The organism is Algibacter luteus, from assembly GCF_900141715.1.
Classification (GTDB): Bacteria; Bacteroidota; Bacteroidia; order Flavobacteriales; family Flavobacteriaceae; genus Arenitalea; species Arenitalea lutea.
The window spans coordinates 61,530-80,445 of record NZ_FQYK01000003.1 but is presented as its reverse complement, the minus strand read 5'-3'; the positions used below and the strand labels follow the sequence as shown (position 1 = coordinate 80,445).

Genomic DNA, 18,916 nt, shown 5'->3' with positions numbered 1-18,916 from the left:
TTAGTTAATGTATTCAACAAATTGTCTACCTTCAGAATTAAATATCATTTTGTAAGATCCTTTTTTCAAGCCTTCAAGCTTAAAGATTTTGCTAATAGTTTTAGAAGTGGTTTCTGTAATGATTTCTTTATACATTAACTCTGATCCACTTTCGTTTTGAAAATAAATACTAATTTTTAAAGGTGTTTCGTTTAAATTAAGTTTTGTTACATAAACTAAACCATTCTTAACTCTTACCACAGGCTTGTAGATTGTTTTTTCGTTTTCTTTATTAAAAACAACCACATTTGAATCGACTTTAAAAGGTATAGTGTTTATTTCTAAATCTTTGTCAAGTTCAAAAACATATTCACCATCCGGTAAAGCCGTTAAATCAAAACCTTTTGTGTAAGTTCCTGTTTTTTGGATGTACTCTTTGTATAATATAATACCGTTTATATCTTTTACAGATAATAGGTTGCCTTGCTTTACAGATTCTAAAGTAAGGTAGGTTCTTTTTGCATCATTAGTAATGTTAAATAATGATCCATCATTTGCGAAACTTAACAAGGTAGCAAACATTGTTACCATTAAGATTCCTTTTTTTGTGTTTTTAATTGTGTTTTTCATAATTTGGGTTTTATAACGTTCAACACTTCAAAGGTATGTTAGTTTTACGATGTGTAAAACATTGATATTGACTAATTTATGTGCTAAATTATCTGTTATTTTTACATTAACTTTGGGTTAAATTAAAATAAAATAGAAGTAAGTTAATAGGGTATATATTTACCATTTTCAAGAAATCGATACCAAAAATCTGGAAGACAAAAAAAGCACTACATAAATGTGTGCGTATAAAATTTTGAAGATTGTAGAAAAGAAAAGTGGGCCACCACAGCCCACTTTTACCAACTAAACTAAACTAAATAAGACATTAAACTAATTATTAACGAATTTTGTATACTCGGTATTAATCGAGTTTATTTCAATTTTATAATTTCCTTTATTCAATTTAAAAGCTTTGTGTATCGTCTTTTCATTTTCAAATTTTTCAGAATGCACTAATGTGTATGTTCCTTCAATGTTTTCAAAAATGTTAATCTTAGTATCTTCTTGAGATAAATTAAGTTTAGATACATAAACTAAATCATTAATCTGTTTTACAAAAGGTTTAAAGTACGACACTTCATTTTTAGCATTCATGCTAACCACATCAGATGCAATTGAAAATGGAATGGTTTTGATTTCTAAATCTTTTTCAAGTTCGAAAACATAATCACCATCTGGTAACTCAGTTAAATCAAAAGCTTTTTTATAATCACCATTAATTGCGATAGCTTCTTTATATAAAATGATTCCGTTGCTATCTATAATGGAAAGAATATTACCTTGTTTTACATTTTTCAATACTAACGCCGTTTTTTTAACACCTGTTTTAATAGTAGCATCAGTGTTTGTAGCGTATGAGCTAACCGTAGCCATTAGGGCAACCATTAGAATTCCTTTTTTTGTGTTTTTAATTACGTTTTTCATAATTTGGGTTTTATAACGTTCAACGGTACAAAGATATATTAGATGGAAGCCCCCGAAAACATCAATTTTGACTAATTTGTATGCTAAATTATCTGTTAATTATTTGTTAAGGGTGTGTAAAGTTAATATAGCATACATTTAGGGTAAAAGAATATATAATGTGTGCATAATAAATACTAAATTTGTTATTAAATATGTACCCTCATGATTAAAAAGAAACCTACTTTTGAAAAACTTACCCCGAGTTTTGGAAGTTCCTTGTTAGTAAAGCAACATGGTGAAAACGTAGATAAAAACAATGCCTATTGGCACTTTCATCCTGAATTAGAGCTGGTTTATGTAAATAAAGGCCAAGGAAAGACTCATATTGGAAATCACTTATCTTATTTTAATAACAGTCAATTGATTCTAATTGGTGCGAATTTACCGCATAACGGGTTTTCCGATAGGCTTACAGCCAATGGCACAGAAACGATTGTGCAATTTAAATCTGATTTTTTAGGAGAAGAGTTTTTTAATATACCAGAAATGGCCAATATAGTTGCACTTTTTGAGCGTGCAAAAAAGGGCATTCGTTTTAAAATTGATACTAAAAAGAAGATTGGACGAAAAATTGAGAAGCTTTTAGAGTGCGATGGTTTAAAACGCATCTTGAAATTTCTTGAAATCTTAGATTATTTAGCAAAAACTGATGACTATACATTATTAAATGCCGACGGAATAGCTTTTGAACCCGAAGCACAGGATAGTGCTAAAATAGGTGTGGTTTTTAAATACATTCGCGAAAATTTCCATCACCATATTGCTTTAGATGAAATGGCAGATAAAGTAAACATGACAGTTCCTGCGTTTTGCAGATTCTTTAAAAAAGCCACGAATAAAACATTTACGCAAGTCGTTAATGAATATCGTGTTGTACATGCTACTAAATTATTATCTGAAGAAAGCGAAATGAGTATTGCTGATGTTTGTTATGAATGCGGATTTAACAATTTCTCGCACTTTAACAAGGTATTTAATGATATAGCTGGCAAAAGTGCCTCTAACTATAGAAAAGAAATTAAGCTTATTATACAATAATATTAATAGGTATGATACATAAAATCAATGAAGCTTTAAAATACTATTCCTATAAGAGACAAGGTATTATGGATTATATAAACAGTAAAGACGACTTAACTGTTGAAGAAATTATTGAAAATGCCGAAGAACTTTCTATTTTGGAGTATAAAATTACAGCGTTACAGGTGGCATTAGAGAATTAAACTTAAAAGCATTTACCTCTTGCCTTCCCATTCGCCATAAAACTGGTCTAGGAAACCTAACATATAGTTATGTCTTTCTTCAGCGATTTGTTTCCCTGTTTTGGTGTTCATCTTATCTTTTAAAAGCAGCAATTTTTCATAAAAATGATTGATAGATGGGGCGTTTGAAGCTTTGTATGCTTCCTTAGTCATATTCAGGTTGGGTTTAATATCAGGATTGTAAAGTGCTCTGTTTTTGAAACCTCCATAATTAAAACAACGAGCAATACCTATGGCACCAATAGCATCCAATCTATCTGCATCTTGCACAACATCCAATTCGCACGATTTGAATGTATTTTTCCCAGACAAACTCGATTTAAAAGAAATGTTTTCAATAATTTGAATAACATGCTCTATTATTTTTGAATCTACATTATGTTTAAATAAAAATTCACGGGCTATTTTGGGGCCAAGAGTTTCGTCGCCATTATGAAATTTACTATCTGCAATATCATGTAATAAGGCGCCTAAAGCCACTACTAAAGGATCTACAGTTTCGGTTTTACTAATTAAAAGACTGTTTTTATAAACCCGCTCAATATGAAACCAATCGTGCCCACCTTCGGCATCTGCCAAGGTATGTTTTACAAATGCTATAGTTTTATTTATAATGTCTTCTGAATGCATAACAATTAAAGTTCTTGAAGTGTAGATTTGCCTTTAGATTTGTTACCAGAAGTCCATTGCCATTCTTCATGCAAGGTTATTTTTCCATTGGTATGTATTTCTGGTGTGGAGGTACAAATTCCAGTCATTAATTCGGCATTTTTATTCACTTGATGATACCGCATGTTAATAGAGCCATTGGCACTCACCAATCCTATTAAATGACCTGACACGATATTTTTACTTAAATAGGAAGCCGTAACAATGTTACCCGATTGTTTGTATACAAAAACAGTACTAGCGTCAGTTTCGCTATTTTCTGAACTAGAAATCGGCCTAAACCTTTTGTTATTGTAATTAATCAATTAATAATGAAGTTACTTTTACTTTGTAATAGCGGGCTCTACCCATTTAAATTGAAATGAGTTTTCTGGAATTTTCATACGTTCAGATAAACGATACATTCTGGCAGGCAATTTCATTAAATAATCTCTTGCCTTTTCAGCTTCATCAGTAAGATTAGTGATTTTATCAATTTCCCAGCGGTCTATCAATTTTTGCAAAATATCAACATAGTCTGTCGAGGTGTAAACCCCAATACGCTGTGCAGTATTTGAAAACTCTTCAAAAGCAGTGCCTATTTTATTTCCAGATTCTCTTAAAAAATGAGCTGGCATTGTAATTTTTTGCTTCATCATATAATGAAAAGCCATCATCATTTGGCTAGGATCTACTTTAAAAATACGTTCTACAAACTCAGAATACGCATGATGGTGGCGCATTTCATCGCCCGAAATAATTTTACACATTTTAGACAATCGCTTGTTCCCTTTATCTTTTGCCAGTTTTGCAACACGATTGTGCGACACATAAGTGGCTAATTCTTGGAAACTCGTGTAAACAAAGTTTTTATATGGGTCTCTATCTGTTCCAATATCAAAACCATCGGCAATTAAATGCTGTGTGGTTTTTTCAATTTCTTTCATATTTACGCGACCAGAAAGGTAAAGGTATTTGTTAAGCACATCGCCATGTCTGTTTTCTTCAGCAGTCCATTGGCGTACCCATTTACCCCATCCGTTTCCGCCATTTTCAACTTGGTCTACACCTTCAACATCCATTAACCAAGATTCGTAGGTTGGTAAGGCTTCTTCGGTAATCATATCGCCAACTAAAACTACCCAAAAATCATAAGGTAATTCTTTAGCCAACTCTCTAATTTCTTTAATTTCCTCAAAAAAAGCACCATCCGTAGATTCAGAATTCGGCAAAAAGTCTGTTGGTTGCCAAATGCTGTCAATCGGAATTAAATATTTCTCCATTAAGGCATCAACGTCTTTTTCCAAAAACTTCATCACCTCTAATCTTTTATTTTTTAAAGACATTTCACTCTTATTTTAATGTTTAACACCTGCTTTTATTGTTGTTTCAATTTGCGCAATTAGATCTTGCTTATTAACAAAGGTAGCCAATTCTAGAGGTTTATGCACGGTAAAAGTTAGATGATTGCCCAATCCCATTGGAAACTTTCCATAACGTAACATTTTCCAGGAGTTGTTTATAGAAACAGGAACAACCAATGCTGAAGGTATTTTTTTAAATAAAATATCTAAGCCTTTAGTTTGAAATGGTTTAGGCGTACCGTCTTTACTTCGAGTACCTTCAGGAAAAATTACTGCGGCAAAATTATTTTTTTCAATATACTCACCAAATTTCATGAGTGCTGGTAACGATTGTCTCGGGTTTTTTCTATCGATTAATGCAGCCCCACCATGACGTAAATTATAAGATACGCTTGGTATGCCTCTGCCTAATTCTATTTTGCTAATAAATTTAGGATGATGTTTTCTCATATACCAAGTTAGCGGGTATATATCGTGCAAACTTTGATGATTTGCAACAATAATTAACGGTCGGTTGGTATCTATTTGATGCGGGTTATTTAAAGAAAACCGTGTGCCTAAAATATTTGCACATCGCATTAAACAAAATTGCAACGCAAATACACTTTTTTCGTGAGCTCTCGGACCTAGTGCATTAAAACAAAACCATTGTATGGGGTGGAACACAACAAGTGTTAACCCAAAAATAATATTGTAAATAACCGATAATGGATAAGACAAGATTTTTATCATGCCCCAAAAATAAATAATCTATGTTTTAGTACACAGCAACGCAGATGTTATTTTCGCAAATTATACTAGTTGGTGGGTTTACAATACTACAATCTGAAATAATACCCCATTTTGAGTTGTACTCTGCATTTATTTTATTGTAATTTGAAACTAAACCTTCTAATTTTTCAGTATCAATAGATGTTGAATAAGTTAAATAGCCTAATGGTCCACCACAAGGTTTGCTACCAAAGCCTATATACTTGCACTCAGTTGCTTCGTTACAAATAGACGTTTTTGCTAAATTCTCTATTTCTAATCTTAATACTTCCAAACGGGCGTTATCATCTTCTTGTGTCATGTCATCATCACATTGAAAAGCTAAAAAGCTTAAACAAATCACAGCTAAAAACGGACTAAAAAACTGGTTTCGTATCATCGAATTATTTTTTCCCATTAGATGAAAATAATTAGAAAAGGTTGCGTAAACGCATAAAAAAACCACGCTATTAACGTGGTTTATTATTTTTTAAACGCTTCTTAACAATGCTCGTTATAAGCATCAACAAGGTTTTCAGCAATTAATTCTGCTGGTCTACCTTCAATATGGTGACGCTCTAACATGTGTACCAATTCGCCATTTTTAAATAACGCCATACTTGGTGAACTTGGAGGGAAAGGTACCATGTGGGCACGAGCCGCATCAACCGCATTTTTATCAACACCTGCAAAAACCGTTACAATGTTGTCTGGTTTTTTAGCATTTTGCAAACTCATTCTAGCACCTGGGCGGGCATTGGCTGCGGCACAACCACAAACCGAGTTTACAACCACTAAAGTAGTTCCTTCTTTTGCTAAAGCAGTTTCAACAGCTTCGGCAGTATGTAATTCTTCAAAACCAACTTTTGTTAAATCTTCACGCATTGGTTTTACTAATTCTGCTGGATACATATTTTTTAATTTTAATTCTTCATATTAATAATGTGCAAAGTTAATCAAATCCTACTTAATAATTTATTGGGCGTTCCCTTAAAACGCTTATGGCGTTATAAGGTCAGGCTATCACTACTCGCTTCCCGATTTTAATCGGGAGAGCTCAAACATACCGTTCTATCCTTAACGCATTTCAACTGTAACAAAAGCATAAAAAATTCAACTAACAATGGTATATTTGGTCGTATTTAAAATAAAATAATTACATGGGTTTTTCAAAATGGATAGGTGCGTCAATTGGTTGGTCGTTTGGTGGTCCTATTGGTGCAATAATAGGTTTAGCATTAGGTAGTGTTATCGATGCTATGGCAAACGGTAAGGATAATCCGTTTTTAGGTCAGGGGCAACAAACAAGAAGAGGAAGAACAACCTACAGAACCCAACCCAGACAACGCCCACAAACACAATCGGGCGATTTTGAAGTGAGTTTACTCATTTTAGCTTCGGTAGTTATAAAAGCGGATGGCAAGCAGGATCAAAGCGAGTTAGATTTTGTTCGTCAGCAATTCTTAAACATGTATGGTAAAGAACGTGCAAATCATGCCTTTAAGTTATTTAAAAATATAAGGAAGCAAAATGTTTCGGTAAGACCCGTTTGTTTGCAAATTCGACAAATGATGGATCATCCATCACGTCTACAATTAATGCATTTCTTGTTCGGTATTGCCAAGGCTGATGGTACAGTTACAAGCGACGAAGAAAAACAGATTTACACAATTTCAGGTTATTTAGGTATCAGTTCTAAAGATTACGAAAGTATTAAAGCCATGTTTTATAACAGTAGCGACAATGCTTATAAAGTTTTAGAGGTTGATAAAAGCGCTACCGATGATGAAATTAAAAAAGCATACCGTAAAATGGCCAAAAAATACCATCCAGATAAAGTGATTCATTTAGGAAAAGAACACCAAAAAGGTGCTGAAGAAAAGTTTAGACAAGTGCAAGCTGCTTACGAGCAATTGCAAAAGGAACGTGGGTTTTAATCTTTTCAAGATTAAAATAATTCACAAAAAAAAACCAGCTAAACAAAAATGTAAAGCTGGTTTATTTTTAAAGTAAAAGTTCTTATTTACTCTTGTAGATTTTAGTTTCATTATCTTTTTTAAAGACATAAACTATCTTGTCTTCTGCATCTGTATATACTGATGAAACTTTCCATCCCTCGGTTTTTGTAGCCTCTAAAAGACATTTTCGAACATCTGGATTGTTTAAGTTTAAACTTGAATTAATGGTGTCATCAGCTTTTACATCTACTGAAGCCAAAAGCATCATTGCTGCGAATAAAAATTGTAGTTTTTTCATGTTAGGGATTTTTTAATGAATTAATATGAACTACAAGATTATCACTTATATCTTCAATCATTAAAAATATTAGTTGATTTCCCAATTAAAACCGTTCAATTCAGTTTGTTGTCTGTAAAAAACAGATTAATTCGACGACTGACTCGTCAATTATAAGATTTATAGCTAGTTAGAACGATTATTCAAAGACAATAGTTGTTTTGTTTTTCGCAACATTCAATTGAATTGTGCGTCCCATAATTAAAGCTCGGTTATCATTTTCATGACCAGCAGGCATGTTGAAGGCTATAGGGAAGCTGTATTCCGATAAGGCATCTAATATTAATTGCTCTATTGATGTGCCCCAAAGCGTGGTGTTGGTTCTTAATTTTGACATATCTCCAACAATAACACCTTTGCAACTATCAAAATAACCGGCACGTTTCAAGCTTTGTAACATCCGGTCTATATGGTATTTGTATTCGCCTATTTCTTCAATGAACAAAATTTTACCTGAAACATCAATACTTGTATCCGATCCTAGCATGGTATGCAGTAAGGTGAGATTTCCTCCTACCAATTGTCCTGTAGTGTTGCCTGTCTTGTTATAAGTTGAACCCTCGATGGTGTAAGTCAGTGGCTTGCCAAAAATAGCATCTTTAAAAGAGGTTACACTAGCTTCAATTTCGGTTGCATCGGCATCTAAACTCACACACATAATGGCATGTAAACTCTCTACACCCTCGTTATGAATTTGGTTGTGAAGCGCTGTAATATCAGAATATCCAATCAACCATTTTGGGTTTTGTTTGAATATAGAAAAATCTAGCTTGTCTAAAATTCTAACGGTTCCGTATCCGCCTCTAGCACACCAAATGGCCTTTATTTTGGGGTCGTCTAACGCTTTTTGTAGGTCTTCGCAACGTTCATTATCAGTGCCTGCAAAATGATTATCTACATTAAAAACATGTTTCCCAACCACTGAATGTAACCCCCAACTTTTTAATAAGGTTTGAGCTCGTTGAATTTCTTCTACTCTATTTTTTAAAATTCCTGAAGGAGCAACAATGGCAACTGTATCTCCTGGTTTTAAGTATGGTGGTTGTTTCAAAGTATGGTGATGTTTTGTTTCAACTGCATTTTGCGAATTAGTATTTTCAATTCTTAGGAAGAAAAGAAGACATAACAAGCTAAGTATGAACAGGTTTTTAGACATAATGTAAAAGTACATTTTTTTTCACACGTTTAAATTTAATAATTAATCATAAAATTAAAACGAGTGTAACTACTCACTTCTCGAATTTAAATTATTTAAACTTTATTATAAAATGTATGTTTAAAAATTGTAAACTCTCGTTTCTAAATCGTACTCAAAATGTGTACTTTTACGGCTTCAAAATAACTTCGATAATGCATGTCCACTCGAGCGCAGTCGAGAGGTTTGTTAGAAATTGAGTAAAAGTATGGTCTCGACTGCGCTCGACCAGACATTAAGACAACAGAAATGAACAAACCAAAAAGATATACCATTACAACCGCATTACCATACACCAACGGTCCAATTCATATTGGGCATTTAGCTGGTGTCTACGTGCCTGCCGATATTTATGCGCGCTATTTGCGTTTAACGGGTAACGATGTGGCATTTATAGGAGGAAGTGATGAACATGGTGTTCCCATTACCATTAAGGCTAAAAATGAAGGGGTTTCACCTCAAGATGTGGTTGATAAATACCATGCGATTATTAAAAAATCGTTTGAAGATTTTGGCATCACATATGATAATTATTCTCGTACCACTGCGCCTATTCATCATGAAACAGCTTCAGAATTCTTTAAAACGCTTAATGAAAAAGGTGAATTTATTGAAGAAACTACAGAGCAATTGTATGATGAGGACGCGAACCAATTTTTGGCAGACCGCTTTGTAACAGGTACATGCCCGAAATGCGGTAACGAAGATGCTTATGGCGATCAATGTGAAAACTGCGGAACCAGTTTAAATGCCACCGATTTAATTAACCCTAAATCGGCATTAACGGGCAATGTGCCAACCTTAAAACAAACAAAACACTGGTTTCTACCTTTAGATAAACACGAATCTTTTTTAAAAGAATGGATTTTAGAAGGTCATAAAAAAGACTGGAAACCTAATGTTTACGGACAATGTAAATCTTGGATTGATGATGGTTTGCGCCCTAGAGCCGTAACACGCGATTTAGATTGGGGAATTCCTGTGCCAGCAGAAGGTGGCGAAGGGAAAGTGCTTTACGTATGGTTCGATGCGCCAATTGGTTACATCTCGTCGACTAAAGAATGGGCTGCACGCGAAGGAAAAGATTGGGAGCCTTATTGGAAGGATAAAGACACCAAATTGGTTCATTTTATTGGTAAAGATAATATCGTGTTTCATTGTATTATTTTTCCAGCCATGTTAAAAGCCGAAGGCAGTTATATTTTACCAGATAATGTGCCAGCAAACGAGTTTTTGAATTTAGAAGGCAATAAATTATCAACTTCAAAAAACTGGGCCGTTTGGTTACCAGAATATTTAGAAGATTTCCCAGGACAGCAAGACGTATTGCGCTATGCATTAAATGCGAATGCGCCAGAAACTAAGGATAACGATTTTACTTGGAAAGATTTTCAAGCCAGAAATAACAATGAATTGGTGGCTATTTTTGGGAATTTTATCAATCGCGTAGTAGTTTTAACCAATAAATATTACGAGGGCATTGTTCCAGAACCTGCTGAATTTAATGAAGTTGATGAAGAAACTTTGGCCAGCGTAAAGGCATACCCAGATGTTATTGCAAGCTCAATTGAGCGTTACCGTTTTAGAGAAGCAGGGCAGGAATTAATGAATTTGGCTCGACTTGGGAACAAATACTTAGCCGACGCCGAACCTTGGAAAGTGATAAAAGAAGATGAAGCAAGGACTAAAACAATCATGTATGTAGCACTTCAAATTGCTTCGGCATTAGCGACTTTAAGCGAACCGTTTTTGCCTTTTACTTCAGAAAAATTAAAGAACATTCTAAATATTACTTCAAGCGTGCTTGAATCGTCCTGGAATGAAGTAAGCACCAAAAAAGTATTACTTCCTGCAGGACACCAAATAGGAAAAGCAGAATTGTTATTTTCTAAAATTGAAGATGACACCATTCAAAAGCAACTCGATAAATTAGAAGCCAGTAAAAAAGCGAATGAAGCCGCAAATAAAACCGTAGAACCACAAAAAGAGACCATTGCTTTTGATGATTTCACGAAATTGGATATTCGTGTTGGAACCATTCTGGAAGCTGAAAAAATGCCTAAAACTAAAAAACTATTAAAGTTGAAGGTTGATACTGGTATTGATACACGCACAATTGTGTCGGGTATTGCAGAAAGTTTTACTGCCGAAGAAGTAATCGGGAAACGTGTTACAGTGCTTGTCAATTTAGCTCCAAGAGCGTTAAGAGGTGTAGAAAGCCAAGGCATGATTTTAATGACTGAAACTCCTGAAGGTAAGTTGGTTTTTGTAAATCCTGATGATGCCAGTGTTGGAAATGGTTTACAGATTAGCTAACTTTACATAAAACCAGAAATTATGTTATCAAAAACTATAGAAGATGCTTTAAATACTCAAATTAGAGTCGAGGCAGAATCTTCACAAATTTATCTTGCCATGGCCTGTTGGGCAGAAGTAAAAGGGCTAGAAGGGGTTTCAAATTTTATGTATGCGCAATCTGATGAAGAGCGCGAACACATGTTGAAACTTGTAAAATTTGTAAACGAACGTGGCGGTCATGCTAAAATATCTCAATTAAAAGCACCTAATGTAACCTTTAAGTCTTTTAAAGAGATGTTTGAAAAATTGTTTGAGCACGAAGTATTTGTGTCTCAAAGCATCAATGAATTGGTGCATATTAGTCTTCAAGAAAAAGACTATGCAACTCATAATTTTTTACAGTGGTATGTGGCTGAACAAATAGAAGAAGAAGCCGTTGCCAGAACTATTCTTGACAAAATAAATATGATTGGCGATGATAAAGGCGGGTTGTATTTATTTGATAGAGATATTGAAAATTTAACTGTAACTACAGCTGCTACAAAATCACCTGAATAATTTTAACAATTAAGCTTATTTAGATTCAATAAAAATAACTTATTTTTGCCTCAGTTTTGAATACAATTCTCTGTGGGCAAAAAAAAGAAGCAAAAGAAAGCAATTAAAAAATTACGAAAACTAGGAATTGATCTTCCTGAAAAAGTAAAAAGTAGTTGCTGTAAAAAATTTAAGAAAGGCGAGAACAAGCGTTGTAAAAAATGTCCTTGCTATGATTTAATTAAGAAAGTCGCTTAACCAAAGTCGATCATTTGATTCTGTTAAGGCTAATAAAAATACATTCCAGACCTGTCAGGTTTTAAAAACCTAACAGGTCTTTTTAAATTAGCAGTATGTTAAACTTTATAATATCCCAAACAAAACTCCCAGAGCAATCTGTAAAAAACACCATTGAATTACTCAATGAAGATTGCACCATCCCTTTTATATCCCGTTACAGAAAAGAGCGCACAGGTAATTTGGATGAGGTTCAAATAGGTGAGATTGTAAAGTTCAAAGAGCAATTTGAAGCTGTAGAAAAACGTAAAATCGCCATTTTAAAAGCTTTAGAAGAGCAGGAGGTTTTAACTTCAGAATTAAAACAAAAAATAGAAGCTACTCAAGATTTAACTACACTTGAAGATTTATACTTACCCTACAAAAAAAGCCGAAAAACTAAAGCTGAAAAGGCAAGACAAAATGGATTAGAACCATTGGCTAAAATCATCATGAGTCAGAATGCGAATGATGTAGAATCTATGGCTTATAAATATATAAAAGGCGATGTAAAATCCGCTGATGATGCACTAGAAGGCGCAAGACATATTATTGCTGAATGGATTAATGAACGCAGTGATATTCGGAATAACATCCGTCGCCAATTAGAGCGTTTCGCTATGATTTCCACGAAAGTAATAAAAACGAAAACTAGTGATGAAAACGCTCAAAAATTTAGAGATTATTTTGATTGGGAAGAAAATTTAAGTCGTATCCCATCACACCGCTTGTTAGCGATTTTAAGAGCCGAAAAAGAAGGCTTTATTCGAGTAAAAATAGCCATTGATGCTGATCGTGCAATCGATAATATAAAAAGGCGTATTATTAAAAGTAATAATGCATGTGCTGAACAGATTCAACTTGCCATAAAAGATGCATATAAGCGCTTACTATTACCATCTTTAAGCAACGAAGCCTTACAAATAGCTAAAGATAAAGCCGATGAATCTGCCATTAGTGTATTTGCTAAAAACTTAAAGCAATTGTTATTAGGCTCGCCCTTAGGCGAAAAACGTGTACTGGCTATAGATCCAGGATTTAGAACAGGCTGCAAAGTAGTTTGTTTAGATGCTCAAGGTCAATTAAAATACAACGAAACCATATACCCGCATCCACCTAAAAGTGATAGTATTGGGGCTATGAAAAAAATAAGTTCACTTTGTGATGCCTATAAAATTGAAGCCATTGCCATAGGTAACGGTACAGCATCTAGAGAAACTGAAGCTTTAATAAGAAAAGTACATTTTAAAAACGATGTGCAAGTTTTTGTGGTTAGTGAAGCAGGTGCCAGTATTTATTCAGCTTCAAAAATAGCTCGTGAAGAGTTTCCAAATTATGATGTTACGGTTCGTGGTTCAGTGTCTATTGGGCGGCGTTTGCAAGACCCTTTAGCAGAATTGGTAAAAATTGATGCTAAATCTATTGGTGTGGGGCAATACCAACATGATGTGGACCAAACAAAATTGCAAAAACAATTGGATGTGGTGGTTGAAAATTGTGTGAATGCCGTAGGCGTCAACATCAATACCGCAAGTAAAAGTTTATTAAGTTACGTGTCTGGAATTGGTCCAAAACTAGCCGATAACATTTTCAATTACAGAAATGAAAAAGGTGTGTTTACCTCAAGAAACGACATTAAAAAAGTACCGCGATTAGGTGACAAAGCGTTTGAGCAAGGCGCTGCTTTTTTAAGAATTAAAGATGCTAAAAACCCATTAGATGATTCGGCAGTACATCCAGAAAGTTACTCTATAGTTACTAAAATGGCCAAAGATTTGGGCAAATCTGTTCAAGATTTAATAGGGAATTCAGAGTTACTTAAAAAAATTGATTTAAAGCGTTATTGTACAGAATCAGTGGGTTTGCTAACCCTTGAAGATATCATCAAAGAACTTGAAAAACCAGGGTTAGACATCCGAGAACAAGCTAAAGTGTTTACTTTCAATCAAAATATAAAAACCATTAACGATTTAAAAGAAGGGCAATTACTCCCAGGAATCGTTAATAACATTACTAATTTTGGATGTTTTGTTGATGTTGGGATTAAGGAAAGTGGATTAATTCATGTTTCAAACTTATCGGATAGTTTTGTAAAAGATGTGAATGAGCATGTGAGTTTGCATCAACAAATAATCGTTAAAGTATTAGAGGTAGATATTCCGCGAAAGCGTATTCAATTAAAATTACATCAATAAAAAAATGCGAACTCAAGGTTCGCATTTTTTATAATAACTCTTACTTTATCGTATTAAGTACTTTTTAATCTTTTTGTGAGTTCAAAAATTTATATCTCACTCCAAATTGAATCATCGATGTAGTCATGTCATAAGATATCTCACTGTTAGGGATAGCCCCTAGCGGATTACTAGCACTGATAAACATAGGGTTTAAAACTTGACCTTCGGTAGCATCACCACTCGTACCATAATGATAAACAGCATCAAATGTCCAACTTTCATTGGCTTCATAGCTAAACCCTAATTGGAAGGCGTTTTTAATAATTGCGGTTGCAGGAATGTTAAAAAAAGCTATCTCTTCAGGAATTGGATTAGAGCTATACGTATAGCCTAATCGCAATGGTAATTTATCAACACCTTTGTATTGAATACCAGCTGATACAATGGAAATGTTTTCCCAACCAAAGCCTGCTACAGAGGCTGTTGGTGTCCATCCAGTTTCTGAGAAACCATCAGTATTTTCATAATCCACCAATCTATAATCCAAGGCTAAATCAAGCAGATCATTAGTATACCCTAAACCAAATGATAAGATTGCAGGATAATCCATTTGAAATTTATTTTTTGCTGTAGAATTATCCAAATACGTATTATCAAATTCAAATTCACTAAATTTTTGTGTGGTTTTATAGGATGCACCTGCTTTAAATCCTGAACCAGAATCATAGAATAGTCCAAATTGTGCTCCAAATCCTGTGGCTGTAGCTTTATCTGTTGATGGATAACCTGAACCATTAGGGTTTGCAGTTGGGTTGGGGGCTAGTTCTAATGTAGAATAATTAAAAGTCGGTTGTACACCAATTGAGAATTTATCTGACAATTCATAAGCCCAAGAAAATCCAATTTGTAACAAAATATAATCCGATTCAATATGCCCAAAACCATTAGGTTGAGGCATGTTTATAGGATTCGACATACTTTCTGGGAATGTAACACCAAACCCACTAATTCCAAAAGCAGAGGCACCAAAAGTATGCTTACTGTCTTCCTTTCCCCAGACCATTGCTAAGGCAGGCATAGGCGAAACCCCTCTATCATCTTTTGTGTTACCGCTAAAGAAGTTTCCAGTGGGTTGCCCACTAGAATCAAATTCAGGAACTGTAGAGAATAATTCAGGAGAAGAAAAGAATAATCCTAGATCAAATTTAATAATCTTATCGTCAAAAGTTGAAATAGAAGCAGGGTTCCATTGTAATGCGCCTGAAATATCAAGAGGTTGAGCCGTTGAAGCTCCACCCATAGACATGTTTACAGCGCCAACACCTTGCATAATATGACCTGCTTGTGATAAAACCGAAACAGAAAAAAGTAAAAATAACGAACGTAAAAAAGTAGTTTTCATAACTGAAATATTTAAAAGAATTCGAAAAGAAATACGGATAGAATTCTTATGGTTTGTAATGCGTCTACGAAGTTAATTTTTGATTACACACTGACCTATGACTTTTGTCACAATTGGTTGGTTTTTCAAAAAAATAAATTCTTCCTAATTAATAGTTAGGTTTATAATAATAAATGTCTTTTCAAGCGTGTTAAATTTGGTCGAGTGAAGCTAATTGAAATTTGTTTATCCTTGTGTAACCTTTGTTACACAAGGGTTTATATGACTTTCGTCATAATTTAAGTCTAACACAATGTTTAATTTTACTCCGAATTAAAACAGGAATAAATCAGTTTAGATGGTATTCCTAAAAACCAAAATCAATGAAAAATTTAGTTATTTTAGGTGCAGGTACTTCCGGAACTATGATGGCAAATCATTTGGTTTCCAAACTTCCTAAAAAGGATTGGAAAATCACCATTGTAGATCAGTATAAAACGCATTATTATCAACCAGGATTTTTATTTCTTCCTTTCGATACCTATACAGAAGATCAAGTAAAAAAAGAGGGCAAAAAATTTATTCCAAAAGGGGTTTATTACATTCAAAAAAAAATAGATAAAATTCTCCCTGAAGAAAATAAAGTAGCACTAGAAGACGAAACTTTAAGCTATGATATTCTCATAGTTGCAACGGGTTCTAAAATTGCACCAGACGAAACGGATGGTTTATTAGGGCCATTGTGGAAGAAGGATATCTTTGATTTTTATACGTATGAAGGCGCTTTAGCTTTACGAAACAAATTACGAGAATGGGAAGGTGGTAAATTAGTAGTTCATATCACCGAAATGCCTATTAAATGTCCTGTTGCACCATTGGAATTTGCATTTTTAGCCGATTCTTACTTCAAAAATAAAGGCATGCGAGATAAGGTAGATATTACTTATGTAACGCCTTTAGATGGTGCATTTACAAAGCCAACTTGCACCAAAGCCCTAAATTATTTGTTGAAGGAAAAGCAAATAAAGATAGAGACCGATTTTGCAATCATGGAGGTTGATAATGATAAGAAAGCCATTGTGGATTATGTGGACAGAGAAATTCCTTTTGATTTGTTAGTAACTGTACCTACCAATATGGGAGATGAAGTAATAGAACGATCAGGTTTGGGAGATGATTTAAATTTTATTCCAACACATAAACATACCTTACAATCTAAAGCTCATGAAAATATTTTTGTAATCGGTGATGCCACAAATTTACCAGCTTCTAAAGCGGGTTCTGTAGCACACTTTCAAGCAGAAACATTAACAGATAATATTATCTTATATACTAAAGGCTTTAAACTAAAACAAGAGTTTGATGGTCACGCCAATTGTTTTATAGAAACAGGTAATAATAAAGCGCTATTGATTGACTTTAATTATGACCAAGAACCAGTTCATGGCACATTTCCATTTGCAAAAATAGGCCCCCTAAAATTATTAAAAGAAAGTGTATTTAACCATTGGGGAAAATTAGCTTTCAGGTGGATTTATTGGAACATGTTGTTAAAGGGTATACCAATACCATTTGTTGGTAGAAACATGAGTTTTAAAGGAAAAAAATTCGATATAAAAGCAGATAACTAGTTAATAACCTTATAAATTTTAGAAATAATGAAAAAAGTAATCGCAAATAGAGAAATCGATGTAAACGAAGAAGGCTACTTAGTAGACTTTAAACAATGGGACCGCGAAGTCTGTGAGTGTATAGCAGGTGAGTGTAATGTGGTAATGACCGAAAAACACTGGGAAGTAATAGAGTACTTGCAAGACAAGCATCATAAAGATGAGCCATTATCTATTCGTGGCATTAAAAAAAGTGGCGTTATAAACATAAAAGAGTTTTATGAACTTTTCCCTGGAGGGCCATTGAAAAAATCAACACTAATTGCAGGAATCCCAAAGCCGAAAAGCTGTATTTAAGTTAACTAACACATCAAACACAAGAAATTATGGGCACAAAAGTCAAAAAAATGCTATTTATATTATCCAAAGCTACCATTGAAAATGCTTATGCAGCATTTGTAATGGCAAATGGAGCAAGAATGGAAGGCATAGAATCCGAAATATTTTTTACTTTCTTTGGTTTAGAAGCTATTCAAAAGAAAAAATTAGAACATTTACACGTGGCTACCGTTGGTAACCCAGGAATGCATATTCCAACTATGTTAGGCGGTTTACCAGGAGTGGAAGCATTGGCAACCAAAATGATGAAAAAAGAAATGGAAAAACTAGATATGCCACCTATTGGCGAGTTTTTAGAAATTCTTTCAGATTCAGGGTGTAAACTATGGGCATGTAAATTGGCTGTAGATATGTTCCATTTAAAAGAAGAAGATTTAATTGATGAATTAGATGGAATTCTAACAATTGGAGATTTTTATAGTAGAGCAGATCAAGAAGGCTGCCAGCTCCTCTTTATTTAATTTTAAAGCAAAAAAAAATGCGAACCCAATGGTTCGCATTTTTTTTCTTGTAAAATAGAATTTACCTATTCATATTCTTTATTTCCTGTACAAACGTGTCTAAATCCACACCATTGCTAACAAGAGTTAAAGCTTTATCTACAATATACTTTACGTTTACCGCATGAAAACCAAGACCAACACCAATTTTCTTTAAAAGCATCATTTCAGCATCGCCTTTAATCGTATCAACATGTATCATTCGAACCAAATCATACAAACGCTCTAACCTCAAATCGTAAGATACAGGAGGGTTTATTGGGTGCGATTGGTAATTTTTCAAAATGAGTTTATAATCCTCATCACTAATATTTAAATTACTCGCTAATCTATCCAAAAACTTCTTCTCTTCATCAGTAATCACGCCATCTGCCATAGCCACACGAACAATTGCAGCAAAATGACTTTCATTACGCTTTTTAAACCCACTGTCAAATAAATCTGAAAACGACATATATACTTCTTTTTAGTGCTGCAAACGTACATATTTTTTTTAAGATTTTAAACCGAAATTTTAATTTTTTGGGCGTTACCACAAGGGTCGGGCTTTCCGCTACAAGTCCTCGCTTCGTTCCTTCGCTGTTGGCTTTCCACTACAATCCCTAACGCGTGTGCACAACACTTTTTTAGCTACATAAAAAATTGCGAAATTATAATTAACCTACAT

Annotated in this window: 21 protein-coding genes; 9 read left to right on the top strand and 12 right to left on the bottom strand. The window is 34.0% G+C overall.

Annotated features, from left to right (window positions below; all coding sequences use genetic code 11):
• Nucleotides 1-609 carry a hypothetical protein gene (locus tag BUA46_RS06445; protein ID WP_019388405.1) on the bottom strand — a complete coding sequence of 203 codons (609 nt, stop codon included), beginning with the start codon at nucleotides 607-609 and terminating at the stop codon, nucleotides 1-3.
• 312 nt (nucleotides 610-921) lie between these two features.
• The gene (locus BUA46_RS06440; RefSeq protein ID WP_019388406.1) at nucleotides 922-1,515 is read right to left on the bottom strand and encodes a hypothetical protein; all 594 of its coding nucleotides are present in this window, start codon (nucleotides 1,513-1,515) and stop codon (nucleotides 922-924) included.
• A gap of 204 nt (nucleotides 1,516-1,719) precedes the next feature.
• On the opposite strand from BUA46_RS06440, the gene BUA46_RS06435 reads away from it, so the two are divergent.
• Both BUA46_RS06435 and BUA46_RS15105 read left to right on the top strand, forming a co-directional pair.
• On the top strand, nucleotides 1,720-2,595 hold the full coding sequence (locus tag BUA46_RS06435) for an AraC family transcriptional regulator (protein WP_019388407.1): 876 nt from the start codon (nucleotides 1,720-1,722) through the stop codon (nucleotides 2,593-2,595).
• A gap of 11 nt (nucleotides 2,596-2,606) precedes the next feature.
• Nucleotides 2,607-2,780, top strand: a complete 174-nt coding sequence (locus BUA46_RS15105; protein ID WP_178313106.1) for a hypothetical protein — start codon at nucleotides 2,607-2,609, stop codon at nucleotides 2,778-2,780.
• Between the two features lie 12 nt (nucleotides 2,781-2,792).
• On the opposite strand, the gene BUA46_RS06430 is transcribed toward BUA46_RS15105, so the two are convergent.
• The 6 genes from BUA46_RS06430 to BUA46_RS06405 all read right to left on the bottom strand — a co-directional run bounded on the left by BUA46_RS06430 (nucleotide 2,793) and on the right by BUA46_RS06405 (nucleotide 6,493).
• Nucleotides 2,793-3,449: an HD domain-containing protein gene (locus tag BUA46_RS06430; protein ID WP_019388409.1), complete on the bottom strand. Its 657-nt coding sequence runs from the start codon at nucleotides 3,447-3,449 to the stop codon at nucleotides 2,793-2,795.
• A 5-nt stretch (nucleotides 3,450-3,454) separates the two neighbouring features.
• Nucleotides 3,455-3,793 (bottom strand): avidin-fold protein, encoded by a 339-nt coding sequence (locus BUA46_RS06425; RefSeq protein WP_019388410.1) that lies wholly within the window; start codon nucleotides 3,791-3,793, stop codon nucleotides 3,455-3,457.
• 18 nt (nucleotides 3,794-3,811) lie between these two features.
• Nucleotides 3,812-4,813, bottom strand: a complete 1,002-nt coding sequence (locus BUA46_RS06420) for an acyl-ACP desaturase (RefSeq protein ID WP_019388411.1) — start codon at nucleotides 4,811-4,813, stop codon at nucleotides 3,812-3,814.
• A 12-nt stretch (nucleotides 4,814-4,825) separates the two neighbouring features.
• Complete coding sequence (locus BUA46_RS06415; protein WP_019388412.1) at nucleotides 4,826-5,563, bottom strand: lysophospholipid acyltransferase family protein; 738 nt, start codon at nucleotides 5,561-5,563, stop codon at nucleotides 4,826-4,828.
• 25 nt (nucleotides 5,564-5,588) lie between these two features.
• Nucleotides 5,589-5,981, bottom strand: a complete 393-nt coding sequence (locus tag BUA46_RS06410; protein ID WP_026010118.1) for a hypothetical protein — start codon at nucleotides 5,979-5,981, stop codon at nucleotides 5,589-5,591.
• 101 nt (nucleotides 5,982-6,082) lie between these two features.
• Entirely contained in the window at nucleotides 6,083-6,493 is a 411-nt protein-coding gene (locus tag BUA46_RS06405; protein WP_019388414.1) for a BrxA/BrxB family bacilliredoxin, read from the bottom strand.
• Nucleotides 6,494-6,741: 248 nt separating this feature from the next.
• Here BUA46_RS06405 and BUA46_RS06400 point away from each other — a divergent pair, with 248 nt between their 5' ends.
• Complete coding sequence (locus BUA46_RS06400) at nucleotides 6,742-7,518, top strand: TerB family tellurite resistance protein (protein ID WP_019388415.1); 777 nt, start codon at nucleotides 6,742-6,744, stop codon at nucleotides 7,516-7,518.
• Nucleotides 7,519-7,600: 82 nt separating this feature from the next.
• Here BUA46_RS06400 and BUA46_RS06395 read toward each other — a convergent pair whose 3' ends face one another.
• Together BUA46_RS06395 and BUA46_RS06390 are read right to left on the bottom strand one after the other, a co-directional pair.
• A complete protein-coding gene (locus BUA46_RS06395) occupies nucleotides 7,601-7,837 on the bottom strand; it encodes a hypothetical protein (RefSeq protein WP_019388416.1) in 237 nt (78 codons plus the stop codon).
• Nucleotides 7,838-8,015: 178 nt separating this feature from the next.
• The gene (locus BUA46_RS06390) at nucleotides 8,016-9,032 is read right to left on the bottom strand and encodes a S66 peptidase family protein (protein WP_019388417.1); all 1,017 of its coding nucleotides are present in this window, start codon (nucleotides 9,030-9,032) and stop codon (nucleotides 8,016-8,018) included.
• A 288-nt stretch (nucleotides 9,033-9,320) separates the two neighbouring features.
• Between BUA46_RS06390 and metG the strand changes: the two genes are divergently transcribed.
• The 3 genes from metG to BUA46_RS06375 all read left to right on the top strand — a co-directional run bounded on the left by metG (nucleotide 9,321) and on the right by BUA46_RS06375 (nucleotide 14,377).
• Nucleotides 9,321-11,387, top strand: a complete 2,067-nt coding sequence (gene metG, locus BUA46_RS06385) for a methionine--tRNA ligase (protein WP_019388418.1) — start codon at nucleotides 9,321-9,323, stop codon at nucleotides 11,385-11,387.
• A gap of 21 nt (nucleotides 11,388-11,408) precedes the next feature.
• Nucleotides 11,409-11,927 carry a ferritin gene (locus BUA46_RS06380; RefSeq protein ID WP_019388419.1) on the top strand — a complete coding sequence of 173 codons (519 nt, stop codon included), beginning with the start codon at nucleotides 11,409-11,411 and terminating at the stop codon, nucleotides 11,925-11,927.
• Nucleotides 11,928-12,259: 332 nt separating this feature from the next.
• Nucleotides 12,260-14,377: a Tex family protein gene (locus BUA46_RS06375; protein ID WP_019388421.1), complete on the top strand. Its 2,118-nt coding sequence runs from the start codon at nucleotides 12,260-12,262 to the stop codon at nucleotides 14,375-14,377.
• A 64-nt stretch (nucleotides 14,378-14,441) separates the two neighbouring features.
• Here BUA46_RS06375 and BUA46_RS06370 read toward each other — a convergent pair whose 3' ends face one another.
• Complete coding sequence (locus tag BUA46_RS06370; RefSeq protein WP_019388422.1) at nucleotides 14,442-15,761, bottom strand: OmpP1/FadL family transporter; 1,320 nt, start codon at nucleotides 15,759-15,761, stop codon at nucleotides 14,442-14,444.
• A 362-nt stretch (nucleotides 15,762-16,123) separates the two neighbouring features.
• Here BUA46_RS06370 and sqr point away from each other — a divergent pair, with 362 nt between their 5' ends.
• The 3 genes from sqr to BUA46_RS06355 are packed head-to-tail and all read left to right on the top strand — an operon-like array spanning nucleotide 16,124 to nucleotide 18,210.
• Nucleotides 16,124-17,371, top strand: coding sequence for a type III sulfide quinone reductase, selenoprotein subtype (sqr, locus tag BUA46_RS06365; RefSeq protein ID WP_019388423.1), 1,248 nt, complete (start codon nucleotides 16,124-16,126; stop codon nucleotides 17,369-17,371).
• A gap of 27 nt (nucleotides 17,372-17,398) precedes the next feature.
• Nucleotides 17,399-17,707, top strand: a complete 309-nt coding sequence (locus tag BUA46_RS06360; protein WP_019388424.1) for a TusE/DsrC/DsvC family sulfur relay protein — start codon at nucleotides 17,399-17,401, stop codon at nucleotides 17,705-17,707.
• Nucleotides 17,708-17,736: 29 nt separating this feature from the next.
• Nucleotides 17,737-18,210: a DsrE/DsrF/DrsH-like family protein gene (locus tag BUA46_RS06355; protein ID WP_019388425.1), complete on the top strand. Its 474-nt coding sequence runs from the start codon at nucleotides 17,737-17,739 to the stop codon at nucleotides 18,208-18,210.
• Between the two features lie 61 nt (nucleotides 18,211-18,271).
• Here the strand turns inward: BUA46_RS06355 and BUA46_RS06350 are convergent, their stop codons facing one another.
• On the bottom strand, nucleotides 18,272-18,703 hold the full coding sequence (locus BUA46_RS06350) for a TerB family tellurite resistance protein (RefSeq protein WP_019388426.1): 432 nt from the start codon (nucleotides 18,701-18,703) through the stop codon (nucleotides 18,272-18,274).
• Nucleotides 18,704-18,916 lie beyond the last annotated feature (213 nt).